22 protein-coding genes and 1 pseudogene are annotated in these 22695 nt (G+C 68.3%); 15 read left to right on the top strand and 8 right to left on the bottom strand.

Features of this window, described 5'->3' with window-relative positions; translation table 11 throughout:
* Together CEX87_RS07685 and CEX87_RS07680 are read left to right on the top strand one after the other, a co-directional pair.
* On the top strand, positions 1-343 hold a 343-nt coding region (locus CEX87_RS07685), incomplete at its 5' end, for an MmpS family transport accessory protein (protein WP_233151307.1).
* Positions 343-1026, top strand: a complete 684-nt coding sequence (locus tag CEX87_RS07680) for a DUF2561 family protein (RefSeq protein WP_064425665.1) — start codon at positions 343-345, stop codon at positions 1024-1026. The genes CEX87_RS07685 and CEX87_RS07680, both read left to right, overlap by 1 nt.
* Before the next feature lie 39 nt (positions 1027-1065).
* Here the strand turns inward: CEX87_RS07680 and qcrB are convergent, their stop codons facing one another.
* From qcrB to ctaE, 4 genes are read right to left on the bottom strand one after another with little or no spacing between them, the layout of a single operon-like run.
* Positions 1066-2778 carry a cytochrome bc1 complex cytochrome b subunit gene (gene qcrB, locus CEX87_RS07675; protein ID WP_064425664.1) on the bottom strand — a complete coding sequence of 571 codons (1713 nt, stop codon included), beginning with the start codon at positions 2776-2778 and terminating at the stop codon, positions 1066-1068.
* Complete coding sequence (gene qcrA / locus CEX87_RS07670) at positions 2775-3989, bottom strand: cytochrome bc1 complex Rieske iron-sulfur subunit (protein WP_064418323.1); 1215 nt, start codon at positions 3987-3989, stop codon at positions 2775-2777. The genes qcrB and qcrA overlap by 4 nt, the downstream gene beginning before the upstream one ends.
* Positions 3986-4816, bottom strand: coding sequence for a cytochrome bc1 complex diheme cytochrome c subunit (qcrC, locus tag CEX87_RS07665; protein ID WP_197505924.1), 831 nt, complete (start codon positions 4814-4816; stop codon positions 3986-3988). The genes qcrA and qcrC overlap by 4 nt, the downstream gene beginning before the upstream one ends.
* An 11-nt stretch (positions 4817-4827) precedes the next feature.
* The gene (gene ctaE / locus CEX87_RS07660) at positions 4828-5439 is read right to left on the bottom strand and encodes an aa3-type cytochrome oxidase subunit III (RefSeq protein WP_066808554.1); all 612 of its coding nucleotides are present in this window, start codon (positions 5437-5439) and stop codon (positions 4828-4830) included.
* 69 nt (positions 5440-5508) lie between these two features.
* On the opposite strand from ctaE, the gene trpD reads away from it, so the two are divergent.
* Entirely contained in the window at positions 5509-6576 is a 1068-nt protein-coding gene (gene trpD / locus CEX87_RS07655; protein ID WP_231984501.1) for an anthranilate phosphoribosyltransferase, read from the top strand.
* On the opposite strand, the pseudogene CEX87_RS07650 reads toward trpD, so the two are convergent.
* A pseudogene (locus CEX87_RS07650) lies at positions 6514-8301 on the bottom strand (DEDD exonuclease domain-containing protein); the annotation flags it as partial. The gene trpD and the pseudogene CEX87_RS07650 sit on opposite strands and share 63 nt — an antisense overlap.
* A 111-nt stretch (positions 8302-8412) precedes the next feature.
* Here CEX87_RS07650 and CEX87_RS07645 point away from each other — a divergent pair.
* From CEX87_RS07645 to CEX87_RS07630, 4 genes are all read left to right on the top strand, one after another.
* Complete coding sequence (locus CEX87_RS07645) at positions 8413-8616, top strand: hypothetical protein (RefSeq protein WP_064349930.1); 204 nt, start codon at positions 8413-8415, stop codon at positions 8614-8616.
* Between the two features lie 153 nt (positions 8617-8769).
* Positions 8770-9891, top strand: coding sequence for a peptidoglycan hydrolase RipC (gene ripC / locus CEX87_RS07640; protein WP_082693832.1), 1122 nt, complete (start codon positions 8770-8772; stop codon positions 9889-9891).
* A complete protein-coding gene (locus CEX87_RS07635) occupies positions 9860-10714 on the top strand; it encodes a hypothetical protein (RefSeq protein ID WP_064394014.1) in 855 nt (284 codons plus the stop codon). Before ripC ends, CEX87_RS07635 begins: the two co-directional genes overlap by 32 nt.
* Before the next feature lies 1 nt (position 10715).
* Entirely contained in the window at positions 10716-11852 is a 1137-nt protein-coding gene (locus tag CEX87_RS07630; protein ID WP_068193083.1) for a glycosyltransferase family 4 protein, read from the top strand.
* On the opposite strand, the gene CEX87_RS07625 is transcribed toward CEX87_RS07630, so the two are convergent.
* Positions 11840-13642, bottom strand: coding sequence for an AMP-dependent synthetase/ligase (locus tag CEX87_RS07625; RefSeq protein WP_066808564.1), 1803 nt, complete (start codon positions 13640-13642; stop codon positions 11840-11842). The two genes, CEX87_RS07630 and CEX87_RS07625, sit on opposite strands and share 13 nt — an antisense overlap.
* A 92-nt stretch (positions 13643-13734) precedes the next feature.
* On the opposite strand from CEX87_RS07625, the gene CEX87_RS07620 reads away from it, so the two are divergent.
* From CEX87_RS07620 to CEX87_RS07600, 5 genes are all read left to right on the top strand, one after another.
* Positions 13735-14124 carry a hypothetical protein gene (locus tag CEX87_RS07620; protein WP_064394011.1) on the top strand — a complete coding sequence of 130 codons (390 nt, stop codon included), beginning with the start codon at positions 13735-13737 and terminating at the stop codon, positions 14122-14124.
* A gap of 40 nt (positions 14125-14164) precedes the next feature.
* Complete coding sequence (locus tag CEX87_RS07615) at positions 14165-14602, top strand: SRPBCC family protein (RefSeq protein WP_064394010.1); 438 nt, start codon at positions 14165-14167, stop codon at positions 14600-14602.
* A gap of 1 nt (position 14603) precedes the next feature.
* Positions 14604-15863, top strand: a complete 1260-nt coding sequence (locus tag CEX87_RS07610) for an ArsA family ATPase (protein WP_064418319.1) — start codon at positions 14604-14606, stop codon at positions 15861-15863.
* Complete coding sequence (locus CEX87_RS07605) at positions 15860-16240, top strand: hypothetical protein (protein WP_064418417.1); 381 nt, start codon at positions 15860-15862, stop codon at positions 16238-16240. Before CEX87_RS07610 ends, CEX87_RS07605 begins: the two co-directional genes overlap by 4 nt.
* A gap of 83 nt (positions 16241-16323) precedes the next feature.
* The gene (locus tag CEX87_RS07600; protein ID WP_064394008.1) at positions 16324-17049 is read left to right on the top strand and encodes a lysophospholipid acyltransferase family protein; all 726 of its coding nucleotides are present in this window, start codon (positions 16324-16326) and stop codon (positions 17047-17049) included.
* A gap of 140 nt (positions 17050-17189) precedes the next feature.
* Here the strand turns inward: CEX87_RS07600 and CEX87_RS07595 are convergent, their stop codons facing one another.
* Positions 17190-18467, bottom strand: coding sequence for a glycosyltransferase family 87 protein (locus CEX87_RS07595; RefSeq protein ID WP_064418318.1), 1278 nt, complete (start codon positions 18465-18467; stop codon positions 17190-17192).
* Positions 18468-18605: 138 nt separating this feature from the next.
* Between CEX87_RS07595 and CEX87_RS07590 the strand changes: the two genes are divergently transcribed.
* The 3 genes from CEX87_RS07590 to CEX87_RS07580 are packed head-to-tail and all read left to right on the top strand — an operon-like array spanning position 18606 to position 21358.
* Entirely contained in the window at positions 18606-19442 is an 837-nt protein-coding gene (locus CEX87_RS07590; protein WP_233151309.1) for a hypothetical protein, read from the top strand.
* Positions 19442-19939 (top strand): polyadenylate-specific 3'-exoribonuclease AS, encoded by a 498-nt coding sequence (locus tag CEX87_RS07585; protein WP_064394005.1) that lies wholly within the window; start codon positions 19442-19444, stop codon positions 19937-19939. Before CEX87_RS07590 ends, CEX87_RS07585 begins: the two co-directional genes overlap by 1 nt.
* 33 nt (positions 19940-19972) lie before the next feature.
* On the top strand, positions 19973-21358 hold the full coding sequence (locus tag CEX87_RS07580; RefSeq protein ID WP_064394004.1) for a class II 3-deoxy-7-phosphoheptulonate synthase: 1386 nt from the start codon (positions 19973-19975) through the stop codon (positions 21356-21358).
* Positions 21359-21474: 116 nt separating this feature from the next.
* On the opposite strand, the gene CEX87_RS07575 is transcribed toward CEX87_RS07580, so the two are convergent.
* Entirely contained in the window at positions 21475-22671 is a 1197-nt protein-coding gene (locus CEX87_RS07575) for a protein kinase domain-containing protein (protein ID WP_064394003.1), read from the bottom strand.
* Positions 22672-22695: the final 24 nt, after the last annotated feature.

Here is a 22695-nt window from a genome sequence, read left to right as displayed (position 1 = left end):
AGATAGGTATAAGAGACAGCCGGGGACCACGTCGCCGCCGGCGCCACCACCGCCCACGACAACCCGTTCGGGCCCGCGACAGGTCACCTATTCGGTGACGGGAACCAAAGCACCGGGAGACATCATCACCGTGACCTACATCGACGCGTCGGGCCGAAGCCGGACCCAGCGCAACGTCTACATCCCGTGGTCGTTGACCGTGACGCCGATCTCGCAGTCCGAGGTCGGTTCGGTGCAGGCGTCGAGCCTGTTCCTGGTCAGCCGGTTGAACTGCTCGATAACCACGAGCGACGGCACCGTGCTGTCGTCGAACACCAACAACGCCGCACAGACCAGCTGCTGATGACGTACGAAACGGACGCGTCGGGGCGCTCGCGGTTGACCCCGGCACTGGATCTCCGCGAACTCGACCGCACCGATCGCATCCTGCTCGGCTCGTGCGCGGCGATCTGGCTGGTGGCGCTCGGCACCGGGGTCGCCGCGACGGTCGCGCTGGTCGACCTCGGGCGAGGGCCGGCCGAGTCGTCCAGGGATGCCGGCACGCCGTGGCTGCTCTACACCGTCATCGGGATCTCCGCGGTGGTGATCATCGGCGCGGTTCCGCTGCTGTTGCGCGCCCGCCGGGACGCGCTGGCCGAATCGCCGCAGCCCCAAGCCGCCGGACCCGCGCCGGCCGCCTCGGCGGCTCCCGGCCGGGGGCGGCCGATGGACCCGACACCGCCCACTGAGAAGTTGCCGTACGCGGCGCCGCGCCAGGAGCGCATCCTCGAGGCGCCTGCGCCGGCGTCGACGCCCGCATCCGCGGCCGTTGACCTGCTGGGGCTGCGCTGCGCCGTGGCGATCGCCTGCGCGATCGGAGTCGCCATGGTGGCCATCGGTGTGGCCACCTATCTGATGGCGGTCGACAGCAATGTCGCGGCCTGGGTTTTTTATGGGTTGACCGCTCTGGTCACGCTCGCCATGCCCGTCGTGCCGTGGTTCTACCTCAAAGAACTACGCGCCCTGCTCGATCAGCAGGGCGCGTAAGTCCTTCACAGCGGGCGCTTTTCGAGCGTGCCGGCTGCCTCAGTGGTGGCCGTTGGACGAGTCTCCGTCGCGAGAGCCATGCCCGTTCGACGAGCCGTTGCGCTCCTGGTGCTCGGCCAGCGCGGTGAGCGCCTTGCGCTCGCCGGCGTGCAGAGCCGCGGTCAGCGCCTCGTGCTCTTCGATCGGGTCGGCCGTGAGGAAGCTGCCGGTACCCGGCGCGCCCGCGGAGCCCAGCTTGTTCATCCGCTTCGGGATGGCAGCGCCCTGGTATTCCAACGGAATCGGATGACCGTGCTCGTCCACCGGGCCCAGCGGCTGGTGCAGCTCGATGTAGGCACCGTGCGGCAACCGCTTGATGATGCCGGTCTCGATGCCGTGTTCGAGTACCTCGCGGTCACTGCGCTGGAGGCCGACGGCCCACCGGTAGGCGATGTAGTAGACGATCGCGGGCAGCACCACCATGCCGATGCGTCCGATCCACGTCGTCGCGTTCAGCGAGATGTGGAACTTGAACGCGATGATGTCGTTCATCGCGCACAGCGTGAACAGCATGTACAGCGCGATCGCCGCCGACCCCAACGCGGTCCGCACCGGGGCGTCACGCGGACGCTGCAGCAGGTTGTGGTGTGCAGTGTCGCCGGTCAGCTTCTTCTCGATGTACGGGTAGGCGATCAGCAGCGTGAACACCAGGCCCATGAACAGCGCCACCCAGGTGGACGCCGGGACGGTGTAGTTGCCGAAGTAGAGCTCCCACGGCGGGAAGATACGCGCCACGCCCTCGGTCCACATCATGTAGAAGTCCGGCTGGCTACCCGCCGACACTTGAGATGGCTTGTACGGCCCGAGATTCCAGACGGGGTTGATCGTCAATAGCCCACCCATCAGGCCGAGGATGCCGACGGTCATCGCGAAGAAGGCACCCGACTTCACCGCGAACACCGGCATGACGCGCACGCCGACGACGTTGGTCTCGGTGCGGCCCGGGCCGGGGAACTGGGTGTGCTTCTGGAACCACACCAGGGCGAGGTGAAGCCCGATGAGCGCCAACATGATTCCGGGGATCAGCAGGATGTGCAGGGCGTACATCCTGGGAATCCAGAATCCGTCGGTCGCACACTCGTAACCGACGCCGCCGCAGGGGAAGTCGCCGCCGAACAGCGCCCAATGCAACCAGGTGCCGATCACCGGCATGCCAAGCGAGATCGACGAGAGCGCGGCTCGCAGCCCGATGCCGGACAGCAGGTCATCGGGCAGCGAGTAACCGAAGTAGCCCTCGAACATCGCCAGGATCAGCAGCAGCGCGCCGATCACCCAGTTCGCCTCACGCGGCCGCCGGAAGGCGCCGGTGAAGAAGATGCGAGCCAGGTGCACCATGATCGCCGCGGCGAACAGCAGTGCGGCCCAGTGGTGGATCTGGCGGACGAACAGTCCGCCGCGGACCTCGAAGCTGATGTCGAGCGTCGACTCGTAGGCCTTCGACATCTGCACACCGCGCAGCGGCTGGTACACGCCGTCGTAGGTGACCTCGGCCATCGACGGGTCGAAGAACAGCGTCAGGTACACGCCGGTGATCAGCAGCACGATGAAGCTGTACAGCGCGATCTCGCCCAGCAGGAAGGACCAGTGGGTCGGGAACACCTTGTTCAGCTGGCGTCGCACCGCCGCGGAGGGGTGATAGCGGGAATCGATGGCATTCCCTTGGCCCGCCGCGACTTCGGCGAGGTTCGGCGGCTTCGGCAGTGATGGACTCATGCTGTTTTCCGTTCCCAGAAGGCCGGCCCGACGGGTTCGATGAAGTCGCCGTTGGCGACGAGGTACCCGTCCTGGTCGATGGTGATGGGCAGCTGCGCCAGCGCGCGCGCAGCCGGGCCGAATATGGGTTTAGCGAAGTGCAGCGCGTCGAACTGCGACTGGTGGCACGGGCAGAGGATGCGATACGACTGCTGCTCGTACAGCGACGAGGGGCAGCCCAGGTGAGAGCAGACCTTCGTATAGGCGAACAGGTCGCCAAAGTTGAAGCTCTCCTGCCCCTTGCGCTTGACCACCCGGGGCAGGTCTTGCGCCTTGATTCTGATCAACATGACGGGATTGCGCACACCCATCGCGATCTCGGCGAGATGGTGGTGCGACTCGACAGTGGTTCCGTCGCCGTCGGATTCGCGCCACGGGAACACCGTCTCCATACCGCCGGCATCGATGTCCTCGGGGCGCATCTTGACGAAGGTGCCGCTGCCGGTGGAGCGGGCCAAAAAGATGGTCTCGCCCTCGTACCGCGGTGTCCACCCGGACGTCCACAGCACCGCCTTCTTGCCTTCGGCGGTCTGGACGACGGGTTTCCACGGGTTCTTGATCAAACCGCCCGCGAACGCCACCAGCGTGCCGAGGCCGAACGCGCCGAGGCCGATGCCCAGCGAGAGGCCGACCAGCTTGCGCCGCTTGATCGTCGAGCCTTCCAGCGCGTCGGTCAGGTTCGCCACGACCGTCTTGCGGTGGATCTCGGGGGAGGCGCCGTCATGGCGTTCCTGGATCGAGATCTCCTCGGGGATGAACTTCTTCTGGTACAGCACCGCACCGATGCCGATCGCCAAGATCGACAGCCCGAAGGTCAACCCGTACAGCGGCGTGGTCAGGCTGAACAGGAACTCGCCCTCGGAGCCGTAGGGCACGTACTCCCACGGCCAGAACAGGAACACCAACAGCAGGGCCAGGCCCGAAAATCCGCCCAGCAGAAGCCAGTACGAGACGACGCGGCTGGCGCGCTTCTCGGCCTTGGTGTCGGGGACCGGCCAGCGGCTTTCCTTGTAGACGATTTCGACGCCGTCGAGTTTGCCGCCGAGTTCGACCAGTTCCTCGCGGGACATCGCGGCCAGTTCGGCGTCGGTGGGCTGCCCCGGTACACCGGCCTGGCCGGGCGCGTCGGTGCCCTTCGGGGTGTTCTCTGTGCCGTTGCCCGGTTCGCTCATGCTCGCGCTCCGATCCACAGGGCCGCGGCGATGACGGCCACCATGCCGATGATCCAGGCCGCCATGCCCTCGGGCGCGGGGCCGAACCCGCCCAGGCCGTAGCCGCCGTAGCTCGGTGCCTCCGCCGACTCGCGGACGTAGGCGACGATGTCGCGCTTCTCATCCGGCGACAGCTGCCGGTCCGAGAACTTCGGCATGTTCTGCGGGCCGGTGAGCATCGCGGTGTAGATCTGCGCGGGCGTGGCGTCACCGAGGTCGGGCGCGTACTTGCCCGACGACAGGGCGCCGCCCTTGCCGGTGAAGTTGTGACACGAGGCGCAGTTCAGCCGGAACAGGTCGCCGCCGCGGGCGACGTTGTCGCCCAGCAGCGACTCCTGTGCGACGCGTCCGTTGTCGTCGCGCGGGACGACCGGGCCGCCGCCGTTGGCCTGCACGTAGGCGCCGAGCGCGTCGGTCTGCGCCTCGTCGAATACCGGGTCCTTCTTCGGGGCCTGGGCCTCGCCGCGCATCGCGGGCATGCGGCCGGTCGAGACCTGGAAGTAGACCGCCGCCTCGCCTACGCCGATGAGGCTGGGCCCGCGGTCGGGCACACCCTGGAGGTTGACGCCGTGGCAGGTCACGCACGAGGTGTCGAACAGCTGCTTACCCGTGCGCAACAGCGCCGACTGCGATTCGTCGGCGACCGCGACTTGCGGCGCGGGCGTCAGGGTCGCGGCGAGACCGCCGGCGACGCCCAGTCCGAGCAGCAGCAGCACAGCACCTGACAGGCGCCGGCGTAGCCGACGGCGCGACTTGTCGGTCATCGAACTCCTTCTCATCGGATTCATCGGCGAGCCGATCAACGGACGAAGTAAATGACGGCGAACAATGCGATCCAGACGATGTCGACGAAGTGCCAGTAGTACGACACCACGATCGCCGCGGTGGCCTGAGCCGGAGTGAACTTACTCATCCGGGTTCGGGCCAGCAGGATGAGGAAGGCGACAAGGCCGCCGATCACGTGCAATCCGTGGAATCCCGTGGCCAGGTAGAACACTGAGCCGTAGGCGCTGCTGGAGATGGTGGTGCCGTGCTTGACCAGTTCCATGTACTCGTAGCCCTGGCCGAGGACGAAGAACAACCCCATCGCGAAGGTGAGGGTGTACCAGCGGCGCAACCCGAACACGTCGCCGCGTTCGGCGGCGAATACGCCCATCTGGCAGGTGAACGACGAGGCGATCAGAACCAGCGTGACCGGGACGGCCTGCATGAGGTTCAACTCGGTCGGCGGCGGCGGCCATTCGCCCGCCGCTTGCGAACGCGCGGTGAAGTACATCGCGAACAGGCCAGCAAAGAACATCAGCTCGCTGGACAGCCAGACGATGGTGCCGACACTGACCATGTTCGGCCGGTTCAGCGAATGTACTCGCGACGTGATTGCGGTTCCGGAGGTACCTACAGCGCTCGTCACAGGAGCAAGTATGACGCTTTGTAGTTGTCGATCACCACCCGGGTCCGCAGTTTCGTCAATAATCGCGTGGTGGCTTCTCCCAAAAACCCCGATTCCTTCACCTGGCCCCGGATCCTTGGCCGCCTCACCACCGGTCAGTCGCTGGAGAACGGCCAGGCGGCGTGGGCGATGGACCAGATCATGACCGGCGCGGCCACCCCTGCTCAGATCGCCGGTTTCGGGGTGTCCATGCGGATGAAACGCCCGACGTCGGCCGAGGTGACGGAGCTGGCCGACATCATGCTCAAACACGCGCGCCGTGTCCCGACCGACGTGATCGGCACCGCGACCGTCGACGTCGTGGGGACCGGCGGGGACGGCGCCAACACCCAGAACCTGTCCACGATGGCGGCCATCATCGTCGCGGCCGCGGGCGTGCCGGTGATCAAGCACGGGAACCGTGCCGCGTCGTCGCTGTCCGGCGGTGCCGACACGCTCGAGGCGCTCGGGGTGCGCATCGATCTGGGTCCCGACGAAGTCGCGCGCAGCGTCGCCGAGATCGGTATCGGGTTCGCGTTCGCGCCCCACTTCCACCCGTCGTACCGGCACGCAGGCGTGGTGCGCCGCGAGCTCGGGGTGCCCACGGTGTTCAACCTGCTCGGCCCGCTGACCAACCCGGCAGCGCCGCGGGCCGGGCTGGTCGGTTGCGCATGGGGCGACCTGGCCGAGGTGATGGCCGGCGTGTTCGCGGCCCGCGGGTCCAGCGTGCTGGTGGTCCACGGCGACGACGGTCTCGACGAGCTCACCACCACCACGACCAGCACGATCTGGCGCGTACAGGCGGGCACGGTCGAACAACTGAAGTTCGACCCCGCCGCGTTCGGCTTCAAGCGCGCCGAGATCTCCGAACTGGTCGGTGGCGACGCCGAGGCCAACGCGGCCTCGGTGCGCGCGGTGCTCGGCGGTGCGCCGGGGGCGGTGCGCGACGCCGTGATCCTCAACGCCGCGGGCGCGCTGGTGGCGCACGCGGGCCTAGCCAGCGACGCCAAATGGTTGCCGGCCTGGGAGAGCGGGCTGGCCAAGGCGGCCGAGGCCATCGACTCCGGGGCGGCCGAACAGCTCCTCGCGCGTTGGGTGCGGTTCACTCAAAAAGCCTGAGCGGGTTGTCCTTTCGACCTGTTCGGCGGCCAGCCTCGCCGAGCGCGCCGACGCGGCCCACGCCGCCCACCGGCCCGCTGCATGCGTCGGCAAGCAGTAGCCCTCGTCGGCGCGCACGATGCGCACGCCGGGCTGGTGTAGCCACCGCGCGATCAGTGCCGTCTCCTCGACCAGCGCGCCGCCCAACGGTGCCGTCGACGGCAGAATGGCTTGTGCGCCAGCGCAAATCGCGTCGACAACGGGCATCGGGGGAACCCCGCGCGGCGCGTTTCCCGCCGCGGCCAGTTGGCCGTTGCGGATCACCGCGAGGTGCCATCCACCGCTGCCGTCCGGGCGTGCCGCCACCAACTCGGTGACGGCGACCAGCGCCCGCAGTCGCTGGCCTCGCCACAGTCCATCGATCGCGGCGGCGGCGTGATCGCGTAGTCGCGCCGCGGTCTCGTAGCGGCCGCGGTCGGCGAGGTCGGCGACGTGGGCCAGCACCGCGGCCAGCGCCCGGCCGTCGCGGCCGGCCATCAGGTCGGCCGCCTGCGCGACCGTCTCCGCGTACTCGTCGGCGCCCACGTCGCGGGGCGCCGGGCACGGCGACAACTCCCGGTCGGGGCAGGCCGGGCCGTGCACCGCGGCGCGCCCCAGCTTCTTGGTGCACGTCCGCACCCCGGTGAACCGAGCCAGCAGGGCGGCGGTGTCGACGGCGTCCGCACGCGCGCGGAACGGGCCGATCACCGCGTCGTGCTTGGGGGTGCGCACGATCGAGAAGCGGGGAAAGGCCTCGTCGGTCAACGTGATCCACCACCATCGGTGCGGGAACTTCGACCGGCGGTTGTAGGGCGGGGCGTGCGCGGCCAGCAGGCGCAGCTCGCGCACGCCTGCCTCGAGATCGTGCGCGCATTCGACGTGGTCGACCGCGGTGGCCAGCGACGCCATCTCCTTGATGCGGGTGCGTGAGTCGGAGCCGTTGAAGTACTGCCCGACGCGTCGCCGCAGGTTGACGGCCGTGCCGACGTAGAGCACCTGGGCGCCGGGGCCGCGGAACAGGTAGACGCCGGGCCGGTGGGGCAGCGCGGCGGCGAGGTGGCGGTTGCGCCGCTGCGCCGGGGTGACGTCGGGCAGGTACGAACGCAACTCCGTGTACGTGTGCACGCCCTGGTTGCCCACGCGCTCGATCAGCCCGTGCAGCACGTCGACCGTGGCGCGCGCGTCGTCGAGTGCTCGGTGCGTCGGGGTGGTGCTCGCGCCGAACAAGCGGGCCAGCGCGGAGAGGCGGACGCTGGGCGCCTCGTCGCGGGTGAGGACCCGACGGGCCAGTTTGACCGTGCACAGCACCGGCGGCCGCGGCCAGGCGATCTGAGCGCGTTCGGCGGCGGCCCGCAGGAACCCGATGTCGAATCCGGCGTTGTGGGCGACCAGCACGGCCCCGCGCGAGAACTCCAGGAATGCCGGCAGCACCGACTCGATCCGCGGCGCGTTGCACACCATCGCGGTGGTGATCCCGGTCAGCGCAACGATCTGCGGCGGGATGCTGCGGCCCGGGTCCACCAGCGTCGCCAGTTCGCCGAGCACGACGCCGCCGCGCACCTTGACCGCCCCGATCTCGGTGATCTGGTCGTGGTTGTCGCCGCTGGCGCGGCCTCCGGTGGTCTCGAGGTCGACGACGACGAACGTGGTGTCGCGCAGTGAGACGTCAGCCTGCCGATCGACATCGGCGAAGCTGAGCTGGCTCACGGATCGACCGTAGAAAACCCCACCGACAGCTTCGGGTTGCCACGCGGACCCGCAGAATTTGTCGGTACCTCCCGATAGCGTGCGGACCGCACCGACCGAGAGGAGCCATTCGTGGGCACGGTGAAGATCGACTGCGACGACTGCGCGGTCCGCGGACCGGGCTGTCAGGACTGCGTCGTGAGTGTTCTGCTGGGCGTACCCGACACCTTGCTGGACGACGAGCGTCGAGCTTTGGAGGTGCTCGCCGACGTGGGCCTGGCACCGCGGCTGCGACTGGTACCCATCCGGCGGGAAGGCAGTTCAGGTGTCGCCTGATGACACGCGGCGCGACGGGCGACGGAACGAAATATGAGCTGCCTGTTAAATTTGCGTCTTCTGTTGGACAACGCCGATGCCGTTTCGTAACCTGTCTGAGACCTAAGGGCTATTCGACACGGCTTCGTTCCGGAAGTTGAAGGACGCAAAATCTTGAGGCTCGACCGCACGCGTTTGACCATTCGTGGGTTCCTTCGCCCCTTCGTCAGCGCGATAGTCGGTATCACTTTTTTCGCAAGTCTCTTCGCGGTCAGTGTGCAGGCCGATCCGGCCGACGACGCGCTGGCGAAGCTCAACGAACTGTCGCGTCAGGCCGAGCAGACCACCGAGGCGATGCACTCGGCGCAGCTCGATCTCGACAACAAGCTGGCCATCCAGCGGGATGCGGAGGCCAAGCACGCCGCCGATGCGGCAGCGGCGAACGCGGCCCGCGAACAGCTGGCAAAGTTTCAGGTCGCCGTCGACAAGGTTGCCGCAGCCCAATATATGGGCGGTAGAACCGATGGACTGGACGCGATCCTGACCGCCGGTTCGCCGCAGGGCCTCATCGATCAGCTGTCCGTACAACGCGTGATGGCCGCCCAGATGTCGGCGCAGATGAAGAGCTACCGCGAAATGGGCAGGCAGGCGGCCCTGGCCGAAGAAGCCTCCGCGAAGTCGGCCGCCGAGGCGAAGACCGCGGCCGAACAGGCCGCCGCCGTCCGGGCCGATCTGCAGTCCAAGCAGAGCACGCTGCAGGTGCAGATCGCGGTCGTGAAGTCGCAGTACGAGGCGCTGACCCCGAACCAGCGTGAGGCGCTCGCCGCCCTCCCGCCCATGCCTCCGGTGCCTGCGCCGGCGCCGGTGCCACCCGGCGATGATCCCGCGGTCCTGGCCGCACCGCCCGCGCCCGGGGCCATTCCGCCCGGAGACGTCGCGGCCCCGGGGGCCGGACACTCCGCGACCGTGATCCAGGCCGCGCTGAGCCGTATCGGCTCGCCGTACTCCTGGGGCGGATCCGGACCGAACGCGTTCGACTGCTCGGGGCTGGTGATGTGGGCGTTCCAACAGGCCGGCATCTCGCTGCCCCACTCCAGCCAGGCGCTGGCCCGCGGCGGTCAGCCGGTGTCGCAGGACCAGATGCAGCCGGGGGACGTCGTCAACTACTACTCCGACGCGTCGCACTCGGCGATCTACATCGGTGACGGAATGATGGTGCACGCCTCGACCTACGGCACGCCGGTGCGGGTCGCCCCGGTGGACAATGCGCCGATCTACAACGTCCGCCGTTACTGACCGCCGGGGTGTCGCGCACGCGAGGAGTAGGTCTCGGCTCGCGGCGCTGCTCATCGCCGAACTGATCTTCGCACTGCTGATCGTCGGCCGCTCCGAGGTCCCGTCCGGTCCGGTGGTGGCCACGCCGCCCGCTGCTCCGGTGTCGCTGACCACGCCGACCGCGGCATCGCGCGTCCACACGCTCGCCGACGGCCGTGCGGTCCGGTTGATGAATCTCGGCGGGCCGCGGACCGAGCGGTTGCTGTCCCGGATCGCGGCTGAGTCGGACGGGGCCGCGGCGGCGGTCACCGCGTTCTGGGGACCGGAGTGGCCGCGCGAGATCGTCATCGCCGTCGCAGGCACCGGCGCGCAGTTCGCGGCGATCGGCGGCGGTGACTCCCACACCGCGGCCACCACTACGCCCGAGCGGATCATGTTCGCCCCCGGCGCTGCCGATCTGAGCGACGCCGCGTTGCGAATCGTGTTGCGCCACGAGCTGTTTCATTACGCTGCCCGCACTCGAACCGCGTCGGACGCTCCGCGCTGGCTCACCGAGGGGGTGGCCGACTTCGTGGCCCGGCCCGCCACACCGGTGCCGGACGCTTCGCTTCTCACGCTGCCCGGTGACGCCGAACTGTCGGGGCCAGAGCGTTCGCTGGCCTACGACCGGGCGTGGTGGTTCAGCAGGTTCGTCGCCGACCGGTTCGGCGAAGCCACGCTGCTCGCGCTGTACCAGCGGGCCTGCGGAGCCGGCCACCCCGACGTCGCGACGGCGGTGCGCGACATCCTCGGAACGGACCTCGATACGGTGCTGGCCGAGTGGCGGCAGTGGGCGAGTCGATGACGTGACGCGGGTTCTGTTGGTCACCAACGACTTTCCGCCGCGGCGCGGTGGCATCCAGTCCTATCTGCAGGAGTTGGTCGACCACCTCGAGGCCGAAGGGCGGCACACGCTGACGGTGTACGCGCCGAAATGGAAGGGTTCCGACGCGTTCGACCGGGACGCGTCGTATCGAGTCGTGCGGCACCCGACCACCCTCATGCTGCCCGAACCGTCGGTGAGCGGCCGGATGCGGCGCCTCATCGAGCAGACCGGGGCCGAGACGGTTTGGTTCGGCGCCGCGGCTCCGCTGGCGCTGATGGCGCCGCTGGCCCGCGACGCGGGCGCACGCCGGGTGATCGCCAGTACGCACGGTCACGAGGTCGGCTGGTCCATGTTGCCCCTGGCTCGAACCGCGCTGCGGCGCATCGGATCCGCCACCGATGCGGTCACCTACGTCAGCCAGTACACCCGGCGCCGATTCGCCTCGGCGTTCGGGCCACGGGCCGCGCTCGAACACCTACCGCCGGGGGTCGACACGGACCGGTTCACGCCCGACGAGGTCGCGCGAGCCGAACTGCGCGCCCGCTACCGGCTCGGCAACCGCCCCGTCGTCGTATGCCTGTCGCGACTGGTTCCGCGCAAGGGGCAGGACATGCTGATTCGGGCGATGCCCGCGATCCGGCAGCGCGTGCCCGATGCGGCGCTGGTGATCGTCGGCGGCGGGCCCTACCGGTCGACCCTGCACAAGCTGGCGCACAGCTTCGGGGTGGCCGACGACGTCGTCTTCACCGACGCCGTCCCCGGCGACGAGTTGCCCGCACACCACGCCATGGCCGACGTGTTCGCAATGCCGTGCCGGACCCGCGGCGCCGGGCTGGACGTCGAGGGACTGGGCATCGTTTATCTCGAGGCGTCGGCGGCCGGTGTTCCGGTCGTGGCGGGCCGGTCGGGTGGTGCGCCGGAGACCGTGCGGGACGGCGAGACCGGCGTGGTGGTCGACGGCTGGGACGTCGGCGCGATAGCGGCGGCTGTCAGCGACCTGCTGGCCGATCCCGACCGTGCCGTGCGGATGGGCGCGGCGGGTCGGCGCTGGGTGGTCGAGAACTGGCAGTGGCACACCCAGGCGAGGCGACTGTCGAACCTGCTCTACCCCGAGTAGAGCGCCTCGATGTCGCTGGCGAACTTCTCCGCCACCACCTTGCGCTTGACCTTCATCGTCGGGGTCAACTCACCGCTGTCCTCGGTGAAGTCCACCGGCAGGATGCGGAACTTGCGGATCCCCTCGGCCTTGGACACCGCCTGATTGGCGTCCTTGACGGCGAGGTCGATCTCGGCGACCAGGTCCGGGTCGGTGGCCAGGTCGCCCACCGAGGCGTCCGCGTTCTTGCTGTTGCGTTCCTTCCAGCCCTCGATCGCCTCGGGGTCGATGGTGATCAACGCGCCGACGAAGGGTTTGGCGTCGCCGACCGCCATCGCCTGGCTGATCAGCGGGTGTGCACGCAACCGGTCCTCGAGGATTGCCGGGGCGACGTTCTTGCCGCCAGCGGTCACGATGATTTCCTTCTTGCGGCCGATGATGGTCAGGAAGCCGTCGTCGTCGATCGCGCCGAGGTCGCCGGTGTGGAACCAGCCGTCGGAGGAGAAGACGGCCTTGGTCTCCTCCTCGTTCTTCCAGTAGCCGTTGAACACAACGCCGCCCCTGACCAGCAACTCGTCATCGTCGTTGATGCGCATGCTGTTGCCTGGCAACGGCGTTCCGACCGAACCGACCTTGACGTTGTCGATCCGGTTGACGGTGATCGCGGCGCTGGTCTCGGTCAAGCCGTAGCCTTCGTAGATCGTCAGCCCCACCCCGCGGTAGAAGTGACCGAGCCGTGCGCCCAGCGGAGCGCCGCCGGAGATGGCGGCGCGGCAGTCGCCGCCCAGCGCCGCCCGTAGTTTGCCGTAGACCAGGCGGTCGAACACCGCGTGCTTGGCGCGCAGCAGCAGGCCGGCCTTGCCGGTGTCCAACGACTTGCTCCACTCGATCGCGGTGTTGACGGCCATCTCGAAGATCCGGCCCTTGCCGTCGTTGTGGGCGTTCTGCTCGGCGGTGTTGTAGACCTTCTCGAACACCCGCGGCACCGACACCACCACGGTCGGCTTGAACACCGCGAACGTCGCCACGAGGTTCTTGATGTCGCTGGTGAAGCCCAACGTGACCTTGTTGGCGAGCGCGGCGAGCGTGATCGCCCTGGCCAGCACGTGCGCGAGCGGCAGGAACACCAGCATGCGCTCGCCCTTGGCCAGCAGCGTCGGGAAGCACTCCTTGGAGCCGCGGATCTCGTAGACCAGGTTGGAGTGGGTGAGCTGACAGCCCTTCGGCTGGCCGGTGGTGCCGGAGGTGTAGATCAGCGTCGCGGGATCGGCGGCCGCCAGACCGGCCATCCGGTCGTCGAGTTGTTTGGCATCGACCGACTTTCCCGCCTCGGCGAGTTCGTCGAGCGCCGACGTGCCCGCGCTCTCGATGCGCAGCACATCGCGCAGCCCGGGCAGTTCGTCCTTGAGGTGCTCGATCCTGTCGGCGTGCGCGTCGGTCTCGACGATCAGCAGCACGGATTCGGAGTCCGAGAGCACGAACTTCACCTGCTCGGGCGAACTGGTCTCATAGATCGGCACGGTGAGCGCACCGGTGGCCAGGATCGCGAAGTCCAGGATGGGCCATTCGTAGCGGGTGGCCGACAGCAGCGCCACGCGGTCGCCCGGTTGCACGCCCCTGGCGATCAGGCCGAGCGCGGCGGAGCGAATCTGGTCGGCGGCCTGCCTGCACGTCACATCTGTCCACGAACCGTCGACGAGGCGCTGGAAGATCACATGGTCGGGATCGTCGCGCTCATGGTCGAACACGGCGGTGACGACGTTGTCGTGCTCCTCCACCGTGAAGGACGCTGGCACACTGAACTCACGCACGGTCTTGGCCTCTCGATGCGGCTGCTCTTGCCGTATCCACCCTAGTCGGCCGGTATCCGGGCGGGCAGGATCGTATGTGAAGCTGGTATGCCATGCACAGCATTCAGATCGCGGACGACACGTTCGTCGCGGCTGACCCCGCCGAGGTCGGCCGCTACATCGCCGAGCCCGCGAGCTGGCGTCGCTGGTGGCCGGACCTGCGGCTGACCGTGGTGGAGGATCGCGGCGACAAGGGCCACCGGTGGACTGTCACCGGGGCGCTCGTCGGGACCATGGAGATCTGGCTGGAACCGGTGCTCGACGGGGTCGTGCTGCACTATTTCCTGCACGCCGAGCCGGCGGGGGTGGCGGCGTGGCAGCTGGCCAAGATGAATCTGGCGAAGATGAACCACCGGCGACGGGTCGCGGGTAAGAACATGGCATTCGAGGTGAAGCAGCGGCTGGAGGCCACGCGCCCGGTGGGTGTTTCGCCGTTGGCCTGAGGCTTCGGCCGCCGACAACAGGGGAGGGTAGATTTTCAACGTGGCGGACAAGACGGCGCAGACCATCTACATCGATGCCGATCCCTCGACGGTCATGGACGTCATCGCGGACATCGGGTCCTATCCGGACTGGGTGGCCGAATACAAGGAGACCGAGGTGCTCGAGGCCGACGCCGAGGGCTATCCCAAGACCGCCCGGCTCGTGCTGGATGCCGCCGTCCTCAAGGACACCATGGTGTTGTCCTACAACTGGCCGCCTGACCGCAAGTCGGTGACGTGGTCGCTGGTGTCGAGCTCCCTGCTGAGGTCGCTGGAAGGCGCATATCGACTGTCGCCCAAGGGATCCGGGACCGATGTCACCTATGAGCTGTCGGTTGATCTGATCATTCCGATGATCGGGCTGTTGAAGCGCAAAGCCGAACGGCGCCTCACCGACACCGCGTTGAAGGACCTCAAGAAACGAGTCGAGGCTGAGTGAGCTGAATGCCCCCGACCCGCCTGTCGCCAAGATCGGCCTGTTCGTCGGTAAGGGCGGGGTCGGCAAGTCGACGTTGGCGACCGCCACCGCCGTGCGTGACGCACGCGCGGGGCTGCGTGTGCTGATCGTCTCGACCGATCAGGCCCACTCCATTGGCGACGTGCTCGGGGTGACCGTGACACCGACCGGCGCGCGCCGGCCCACCCGGGTGTTCACCGACGACGCCGACGCCGGTGGCGGAGCACTGGACGCGCTGGCGTTGGATACGTTGGCCCTGCTCGAAGCGCGGTGGCGCGAGATCGCGGGCCTACTGTCCGACAGGTTCCCCGAGTCCGAATTGGGAAGCGTTGCCCCGGAGGAACTTTCGGCCCTGCCCGGTGTCCAGGAGGTGCTCGGCCTCTACGAGGTGGGCGAACTGGCGGCCTCTGGGGACTGGGACCGGATCGTGGTTGACTGCGCGTCGACCGCCGACGCGCTGCGCATGCTCACCCTGCCCGCGACGTTCGGTTTGTACCTGGAGCGGGCGTGGCCGCGGCACCGGCGGCTGTCCACTGGATTCGACGATCCGCACAGCGCGGCCGTCGTGGCCCTGTTCGAACGCATCAGCGCGGGCACCGACACACTGAGCGCGATGCTCACCGACGGTTCCAAGGTCAGCGCGCATCTGGTGATGACCGCCGAGCGGGTGGTGGCCGCCGAGGCCGCCCGGACGCTGGGTTCGTTGGCGCTGATGGGCGTTTCGGTAGCCGAGCTGATCGTCAACCAGATACTCGTACAAGACGATTCGTTCGAATACCGCAACCTGCCCGAACATCCCGCCTTCGATTGGTACACCGAGCGGATATCCGAACAGCGGGCCGTCCTCGATCAGCTCGACGCGACCATCGGCGATGTGCAACTCGTCCTGGTCCCGCATCTGGCCGGCGAGCCGATAGGGGCGAAGGCGCTCGGTGAGCTGCTGGACTGCGCACGCCGCCGCGACGGGTCGCCCCCGCCCGGTCCGTTGCGCCCGATCGTCGACCGCGAGTCCGGCTCCGGCCTCGAATCGGTGTACCGGTTACGGCTAGAGTTGCCGCAGGTCGACTCCTCGGCGCTAACGCTGGGCCGGGTCGACGACGATCTGATAGTCGGCGCGGGCGGATTGCGGCGCCGGGTCCGATTGGCGTCCGTGTTGCGGCGATGCATCGTCGTGGACGCGCAGCTGCGTGGGAGTGAGTTGATCGTGCGGTTCCGACCGAATCCGGAGGTGTGGCCGAAGTGACGACGCCACACGGCGATCTCGGACCGGAGCTGCGGGCGCTCGCGCAGGCCATCCTGGACCGGCTGGACCCCGCGGTGCGACTGGCCGCGGCGCGCGCGACGACCGGTACGGCGGGCAAGTGTCAGCAGGTCTGGTGCCCGGTGTGTGCGCTTGCTGCCCTGGCCGCGGGCGAACAGCATCCGTTGCTCACCGTCGTCGCCGAGCACAGCGTCGCCCTGCTTGCCGTGGTTCGGGCGATTCTGGACCAGGCAGCAGAAGGCCCGTCGGGGCCGGACACACCTCCGGACGGGCCACCGGACGGCCCGGGCCCGAACGGCTCGGCTCCGCCTCCTGCGCCGGGTCGATATCAGCACATTCCGGTAACTGTCGAGGAGTAGTCTTGCGCGCTGTGGTCGCATCCACAGTGCGTGGGTAAAGTTGGCGCAGAACACCGGCCGGTGTTCGATCACCGGGAGGGCCCATGTGGTATTGGCTGTTCAAGTACATCTTCATGGGACCTCTGCTGACCTTGCTGGGACGGCCGAAAGTCGAAGGGCTGGAGCATGTTCCGCCGTCTGGCGCGGCGATCTTGGCGAGTAACCACCTTGCGGTCGCGGACAGTTTCTACAAGCCGCTCGTCGTCAGCCGGCGCATCACATTTCTGGCCAAGGCCGAGTACTTCACCGGCACCGGGCTCAAGGGCTGGTTCCAGCGCTGGTTCTACACCGTCGCCGGTCAGGTGCCGATCGACCGCACCGACGCGGATTCGGCACAGGCCGCACTGACCACCGCAGAACGCATCCTGGGTGAGGGCAAGCTGCTCGGGATGTATCCGGAAGGCACCCGGTCCCCGGACGGGCGGCTTTACAAGGGCAAGACCGGACTGGCGCGGCTCGCGCTGCAAACGGGCGTGCCGGTGATCCCGGTTGCGATGATCGGCACCGACTCGGTCAACCCGCCCGGCAGCAAGATGTGGCGATTCGGCAAGGTCCACGTGAAATTCGGCAAGCCGATGGACTTCACCCGCTTCGAGGGGTTGGCGGGCAACCGCTTCATCGAGCGCGCGGTCATCGACGAGGTGATGTACGAGCTGATGCGGCTGTCGGGTCAGGAGTACGTCGACCTCTACGCCGCCGACGTCAAGGAAGGCAGGGCCGACGACACGGCAAAGCCGTCGGCCCGCATGCCGGAGGTAGCCGCCGGCTGAGCCGGCAATTCAACCGGGGCCGGCTGAGCCGGCAATTCAGCCGGGGCCGGCTGAGCCGGCAATTCAACCGGGGCCGGCTGAGCCGGTAATTCAACCGGGGCCGGCTGAGCCGGTAATTCAACCGGGCCGGCTGAGGCCGCCTAGTTCACCGCGGGTACCGGCGCCTCGTCGACGACCGGCCTGCTGCGCATCGCCGGCGCCGCCGTCAGCGACCCGGCAACCACAATCACCGCGATCGCCCACCACACATAGGAACCGCCGACCAGCTGTCGCCACAGCGACGCGGCGGTCTCCTGGTGCTCGGGCATCAGCGTGATCGGTGTCCACACCATCAACGCAAAGCCCGCGGCGGCCACCACGCCCAGCGCCGCATGGCGCCTCCGATAGGCCACCAGCGCCGTGACCAGCAGGGTCGGCAGCGCCCACACCCAGTGGTGCGACCACGACACCGGCGACACCACCAACCCGAACATCGCCACGCAGATCAGTGCCAGCACCGGTTCGTCGGCCTTGAGCACGCGTCGCACCGCCCACACGGTGAGCGCCAGCACCGCGAAGCAGGCCGCGGTCCACAACACGAACCGTGGCCCTTCGCTCAGCCCCAGCCGAGCCAGGGCCCCGGCGATGTTCTGGTTGGTGTTCAGCGTCGCCGTGCCGATGCGATCGGTGTTGCGCACGGTCTCGGTCCAGTACTCCAGGGAGTCACGCCAGGCGAACGCCACCCCGATCAGCGTGGCGACGACGGCGGACACCGCGGTGACGACCACCGCGCGAACGTCGCGGCGCAGCACGAAATACAGCAGGAAGACCGCCGGGGTCAGCTTCAGCGCGATGGCCAGACCCAGGAGCATGCCCCGCGGCCAGGGTGTCCTGCGCGGCACGCAGTCGGCGATCACCAACGTCATCAGCACGACGTTGATCTGGCCGAAGTCGAAGTTCGACCGGATGGGCTCCAAATAGACCACCGCTGGGGCGACGATCGCGGCGGCCAGCCACGCCTGCCGCAGCCACGCGGGTTCGGTCGTCACCGACGTCTTCGACCAGACATCGCACCGGTGCAGCACGATCGTCAGCGCGACGATGAGCAGCACCAGCGTGGTCACCGTGATCGCGACGCTTGCCGCTTCCAGCGACAGCAACGCGAACGGCGCGAACACCACGGCGGCAAGTGGGGGATAGGTGAACGGCAGATCGAGGCCGCCCCTGGTGTGGAACATCGCGCCGTCGGCGTAGAGCGGCCTGCCGTCCAGCCAGGCCTGCCCGCCCATCCGGTAGACGTCGACGTCGATGCGGTAGGGCACCCGGCCGAGCACACGCCAGCCCGCCCAGGCCAACGCCGCCAGGGTCAGCAGCTGAAACAGCCGCCAGGCGAGCGTTGGCCCCCAACCAGCCCCGCCGGGCGACCGCCACGTACTCATGTCGCTGACCAGACTATCGGGGTGCCTCGGCGCGTCGGTCGGTATCCCGGGCGCGACACGCGCAGGTCGGCGTAAGTTTTCTGGGTGCTCGCGGACTTACACCTCGTATTCGGCGTCCCGCACGCGCGGGTGCCGCTCATGTACTGCCTGATCGCGTTCATCCTGACGTTCTTCGTCACCCGCACGATCGTGCGGTACATCCGCAGGCATGCCGGCAGCGATGCGCCGCGCAAGTGGTGGCAGCCGCGCAACATCTCTGTTTCCGGCTCTGGGCTGCACATCCACCACGTGGTGATCGGCGTGGTCCTGGTCATGATCTCCGGTGTGACGATGGTGACGTTGAGTGTCGACGGGGGAGTACCCGAATTCACGGCGGCGGCAATCTTTTTCGGAATCGGTGCAGCGCTGGTGCTTGACGAGTTCGCGCTGATCCTGCATTTGCAGGACGTGTACTGGGCCGAGGACGGCCGAACCTCGGTCGATGCGGTGTTCGCCGCCGTCGCCGTCGCAGGCCTGCTGATCCTGGGCTTCAACCCGTTGTCGTTCTTCGACATCGACATCTGGCGCAACGACCACTCGCTGACCGCGCGGGCGGGCGTGATCGTGGCGGCCGTGCTGACCTTGATGCTGGCCGTCATCGTGTTGCTCAAGGGCAAGGTGTGGACCGGGCTGGTGGGGATGTTCGTGACGCCGCTGCTGTTTGTCGGAGCGATCCGGTTGTCGAGGCCGCATGCGCCTTGGGCGCGCTGGCGCTACACGAACCGCCCGCGCAAGATGCATCGGGCGCTGGAGCGCGAGCGCTGGCTGCGGCGCCCGGTGGTTCAGGCCAAACTGTGGCTGCAAGACGCCATCGCGGGTATGCCCAAGTTTCCCGACGACGCCAAGGTCGATGAGCAACTCGACCGCGAGATCCACGCCGCACCCGCCCCGAAGGATCGGTCGGTCGCGGCCGCACCCCAGAAGGAACCCGCGTAGTGCGCTACTTCTACGACACGGAATTCATCGACAACGGGCGCACCATCGACCTGATCTCGATCGGTGTCGCCGCCGAGGACGGTCGCGAGTATTACGCCGTGTCAACCGAATTCGACCCTGACCGGGCAGGCAGCTGGGTCCGCAAGCATGTGTTGCCCAAGCTTCCGCCGCCGTCCTCACAGCTGTGGCGCTCGCGTCGGCAGATCCGCTCGGAGCTGGAGGACTTCTTCGGAATCGACGGAGACGAGCCGATCGAGCTGTGGGCCTGGGTGGGCGCCTACGACCACGTCGTGTTGTGTCAGCTGTGGGGCCCGATGACCGATCTTCCGCCGGCGATACCGCGCTTCACCCGCGAGTTGCGCCAGTTCTGGGAGGAGCGCGGTTCGCCGCGCATGCCCCCGCGCCCGCGCGACGCCCACGATGCATTGGTCGACGCTCGCCACAATTTGCGGCGGTTCCAGCTGATGACCACCGGTGAAGCGCCGGGCCAGCGGTGAAAAGCACATGTCGCGGGCCGTTACCATGAACGGGTGAACTGGACCGTCGACGTACCCATCGAACAGCTGCCCTCGTTGCCGCCGCTGCCCGATGAGCTGCGGCAGCGGCTCGACGCCGCGCTCGCCAAGCCCGCGGTGCAGCAGCCGACCTGGGATGTCGAAGCGGCGAAGAACATGCGCACCGTGCTCGAGAGCGTCCCGCCGGTGACCGTGCCCGCCGAAGTGGAACGACTCAAGGACCTGCTGGCCGCCGTGGCCCGCGGCGAGGCGTTCCTGCTGCAGGGCGGCGACTGCGCCGAGACCTTCGTCAACAACACCGAGCCCCACATCCGGGCCAACCTGCGGGCGCTGCTGCAGATGGCCGTGGTGCTGACCTACGGCGCCAGCGTGCCGGTGGTCAAGGTGGCCCGCATCGCAGGCCAGTACGCCAAACCGCGCTCGGCCGACATCGACGCGCTCGGTCTGCGGTCCTACCGCGGCGACATGATCAACGGATTCGCGCCCGACGCCGCTGTGCGTGAGCACGACCCGTCGCGGCTGGTCCGCGCGTACGCCAACGCCAGCGCCGCGATGAACCTGGTACGCGCCCTGACCGGTTCGGGCCTGGCGTCGCTGCACCTGGTGCACGACTGGAACCGCGAGTTCGTCCGCACGTCGCCCGCCGGTGCCCGGTACGAGGCGCTGGCCGGTGAGATCGACCGCGCGCTGACGTTCATGAGCGCGTGCGGGGTCGACAACCGCAACCTGGAGACCGCCGAGATCTACGCGAGCCACGAGGCGTTGGTGCTCGATTATGAGCGCGCGATGCTGCGGCTGTCGGAGACCGAGCAGGGCTCGAAGCTCTACGACCTGTCCGCGCATTACGTGTGGATCGGTGAGCGCACCCGTCAGCTCGACGGCGCCCACATCGCGTTCGCGGAGGTGATTGCGAATCCGATCGGGGTCAAGCTCGGCCCGACCATGACACCGGAGCTGGCCGTCGAGTACGTCGAACGCCTCGACCCGAACAACGAGCCGGGTCGGCTGACGCTGGTCACCCGCATGGGTAACAACAAGGTGCGTGACCTGCTGCCGCCGATCATCGAGAAGGTGCAGGCCACCGGCCATCAGGTGGTTTGGCAGTGCGACCCGATGCACGGCAACACCCACGAGTCCTCGACCGGCTACAAGACCCGCCACTTCGACCGGATCGTCGATGAGGTGCAGGGTTACTTCGAGGTGCACAGGGCGCTGGGCACCCATCCCGGCGGCATCCACGTCGAGATCACCGGCGAGAACGTCACCGAATGCCTCGGTGGGGCGCAGGACATCTCGGACGCCGACCTCGCCGGGCGTTACGAGACGGCGTGCGACCCGCGGTTGAACACCCAGCAGAGCCTGGAGTTGGCGTTCCTGGTCGCGGAGATGCTGCGCGACTAGTCGGACGACGATCAAGCGGCGAGGGACGAGCCGCGTTGAGGAGTCCGACAGTGCAATTAGTCGGACGACGATCAAGCGGCGAGGGACGAGCCGCGTTGAGGGGTCCGACAGTACAACTAGATCAGGCTGGACAGGTTGCTGCCGGTCGTCCACGCAACCGCCGCAACCAGCGCCGTCAGTGTGATCACCGCGATCACCCAGAACAGCAGTGCGCGCCTGGCGCGCTGCCGCGCCCAGTAGAACTCCTCGAGCTCGATTCCGGCGAACCGTCCCGACACCGTTTCGTATTCGGGTTCGGGGGCCTGCCAGTCGTCGCGCGGTAGCGTCCGGGTCGCCTGACGTGGTGCGGGCGGGGCCGCAGCCGCCGGCGGCGCCGCAGGCGGGTGAAGAGGAACCGACGCGTTCTGAGCGGAGTTGCGTGGTGCCGGCACCCGAAACGGCGGGAGGCCGAGTTCGTCGACGATCGCTTCGAGCTCCTCACCCATCTCCCGGGCATCGGCATAGCGCCGGGCCGGATCGCGGGCGGTCGCGCGCAACACCAGCTCGTCGAACTGCGCGGGCACGCCAGCGATCACCGAGCCCGGAGCCGGGACGTCATTGTCCATCCGCTGATACGCGACGGCCAGCGCCGAGTCGCCCGCGAACGGCGTGCGGCCGGTCAGCAGTTCGTAGGTCAAGATGCCCGCCGCGTAGACGTCGCTGCGGGGATCGGCGTCACCGGTGCTGACCTGTTCGGGTGACAGATACGCCGCGGTGCCCAGGATGACGCTGGTCGAGGTGATTTTGGCTTCGGCCACCGCCCGCACCAGTCCGAAGTCGGCGATCTTGACGTCGCCGTCGTCGGAGATCAGCACGTTCTCGGGTTTGACGTCGCGGTGCACCAGGCCTGCGCGGTGTGCTGCGGCCAGCCCGCCGAGAACCGGGCCGAGCACCGCAGCGGCGGCGTGCGGCGGCATCGGCCCACGCTCGCGCAGCAGCTCCCGCAGCGTGCCGCCCTCGACGAGTTCCATCACCAGGAACGGCGGAGGACCGCCCGTGCGTCCGCCGCCCTGGTCGTACACCGCGACCAGACCCGGATCGGTCAACCGCGCCACCGCGCGCGCCTCGCGCTGGAACCTGGTGAGGAACTGAGAGTCGCCCGCATAGCGGCTGTCCATCACCTTCAGCGCGACCGGACGATCCAGCCGCAGATCGAGTCCGCGGTACACGGACGACATGCCCCCAGTCGCGATCATCACGTCGACGCGGTACCGACCGTCGAGCACGGTTCCCAGCAGCGGGTCCGTCCGCGGGTAGGCCTCCACCGGAGACATGTTACGGAGCACGACACCGGCGGC

The organism is Mycobacterium lehmannii, assembly GCF_002245535.1.
Lineage (GTDB): Bacteria > Actinomycetota > Actinomycetes > Mycobacteriales > Mycobacteriaceae > Mycobacterium > Mycobacterium lehmannii.
This window is presented reverse-complemented; position numbering and strand designations above follow the sequence as displayed.

Bases quoted from the DNA above. Each gene is read 5' to 3' on its own strand.
- CEX87_RS07620 (WP_064394011.1), top strand. From the start codon at position 13,735: ATGCACAGCATTCAGATCGCGGACGACACGTTCGTCGCGGCTGACCCC.
- CEX87_RS07680 (WP_064425665.1), top strand. From the start codon at position 343: ATGACGTACGAAACGGACGCGTCGGGGCGCTCGCGGTTGACCCCGGCA.
- CEX87_RS07575 (WP_064394003.1), bottom strand. From the start codon at position 22,671: ATGTCTCCGGTGGAGGCCTACCCGCGGACGGACCCGCTGCTGGGAACC.
- CEX87_RS07635 (WP_064394014.1), top strand. From the start codon at position 9,860: ATGCGCCGATCTACAACGTCCGCCGTTACTGACCGCCGGGGTGTCGCG.
- qcrC (WP_197505924.1), bottom strand. From the start codon at position 4,816: ATGAATCCGATGAGAAGGAGTTCGATGACCGACAAGTCGCGCCGTCGG.
- qcrB (WP_064425664.1), bottom strand. From the start codon at position 2,778: ATGAGTCCATCACTGCCGAAGCCGCCGAACCTCGCCGAAGTCGCGGCG.
- CEX87_RS07590 (WP_233151309.1), top strand. From the start codon at position 18,606: ATGTACTGCCTGATCGCGTTCATCCTGACGTTCTTCGTCACCCGCACG.
- CEX87_RS07600 (WP_064394008.1), top strand. From the start codon at position 16,324: ATGTGGTATTGGCTGTTCAAGTACATCTTCATGGGACCTCTGCTGACC.
- qcrA (WP_064418323.1), bottom strand. From the start codon at position 3,989: ATGAGCGAACCGGGCAACGGCACAGAGAACACCCCGAAGGGCACCGAC.
- CEX87_RS07595 (WP_064418318.1), bottom strand. From the start codon at position 18,467: ATGAGTACGTGGCGGTCGCCCGGCGGGGCTGGTTGGGGGCCAACGCTC.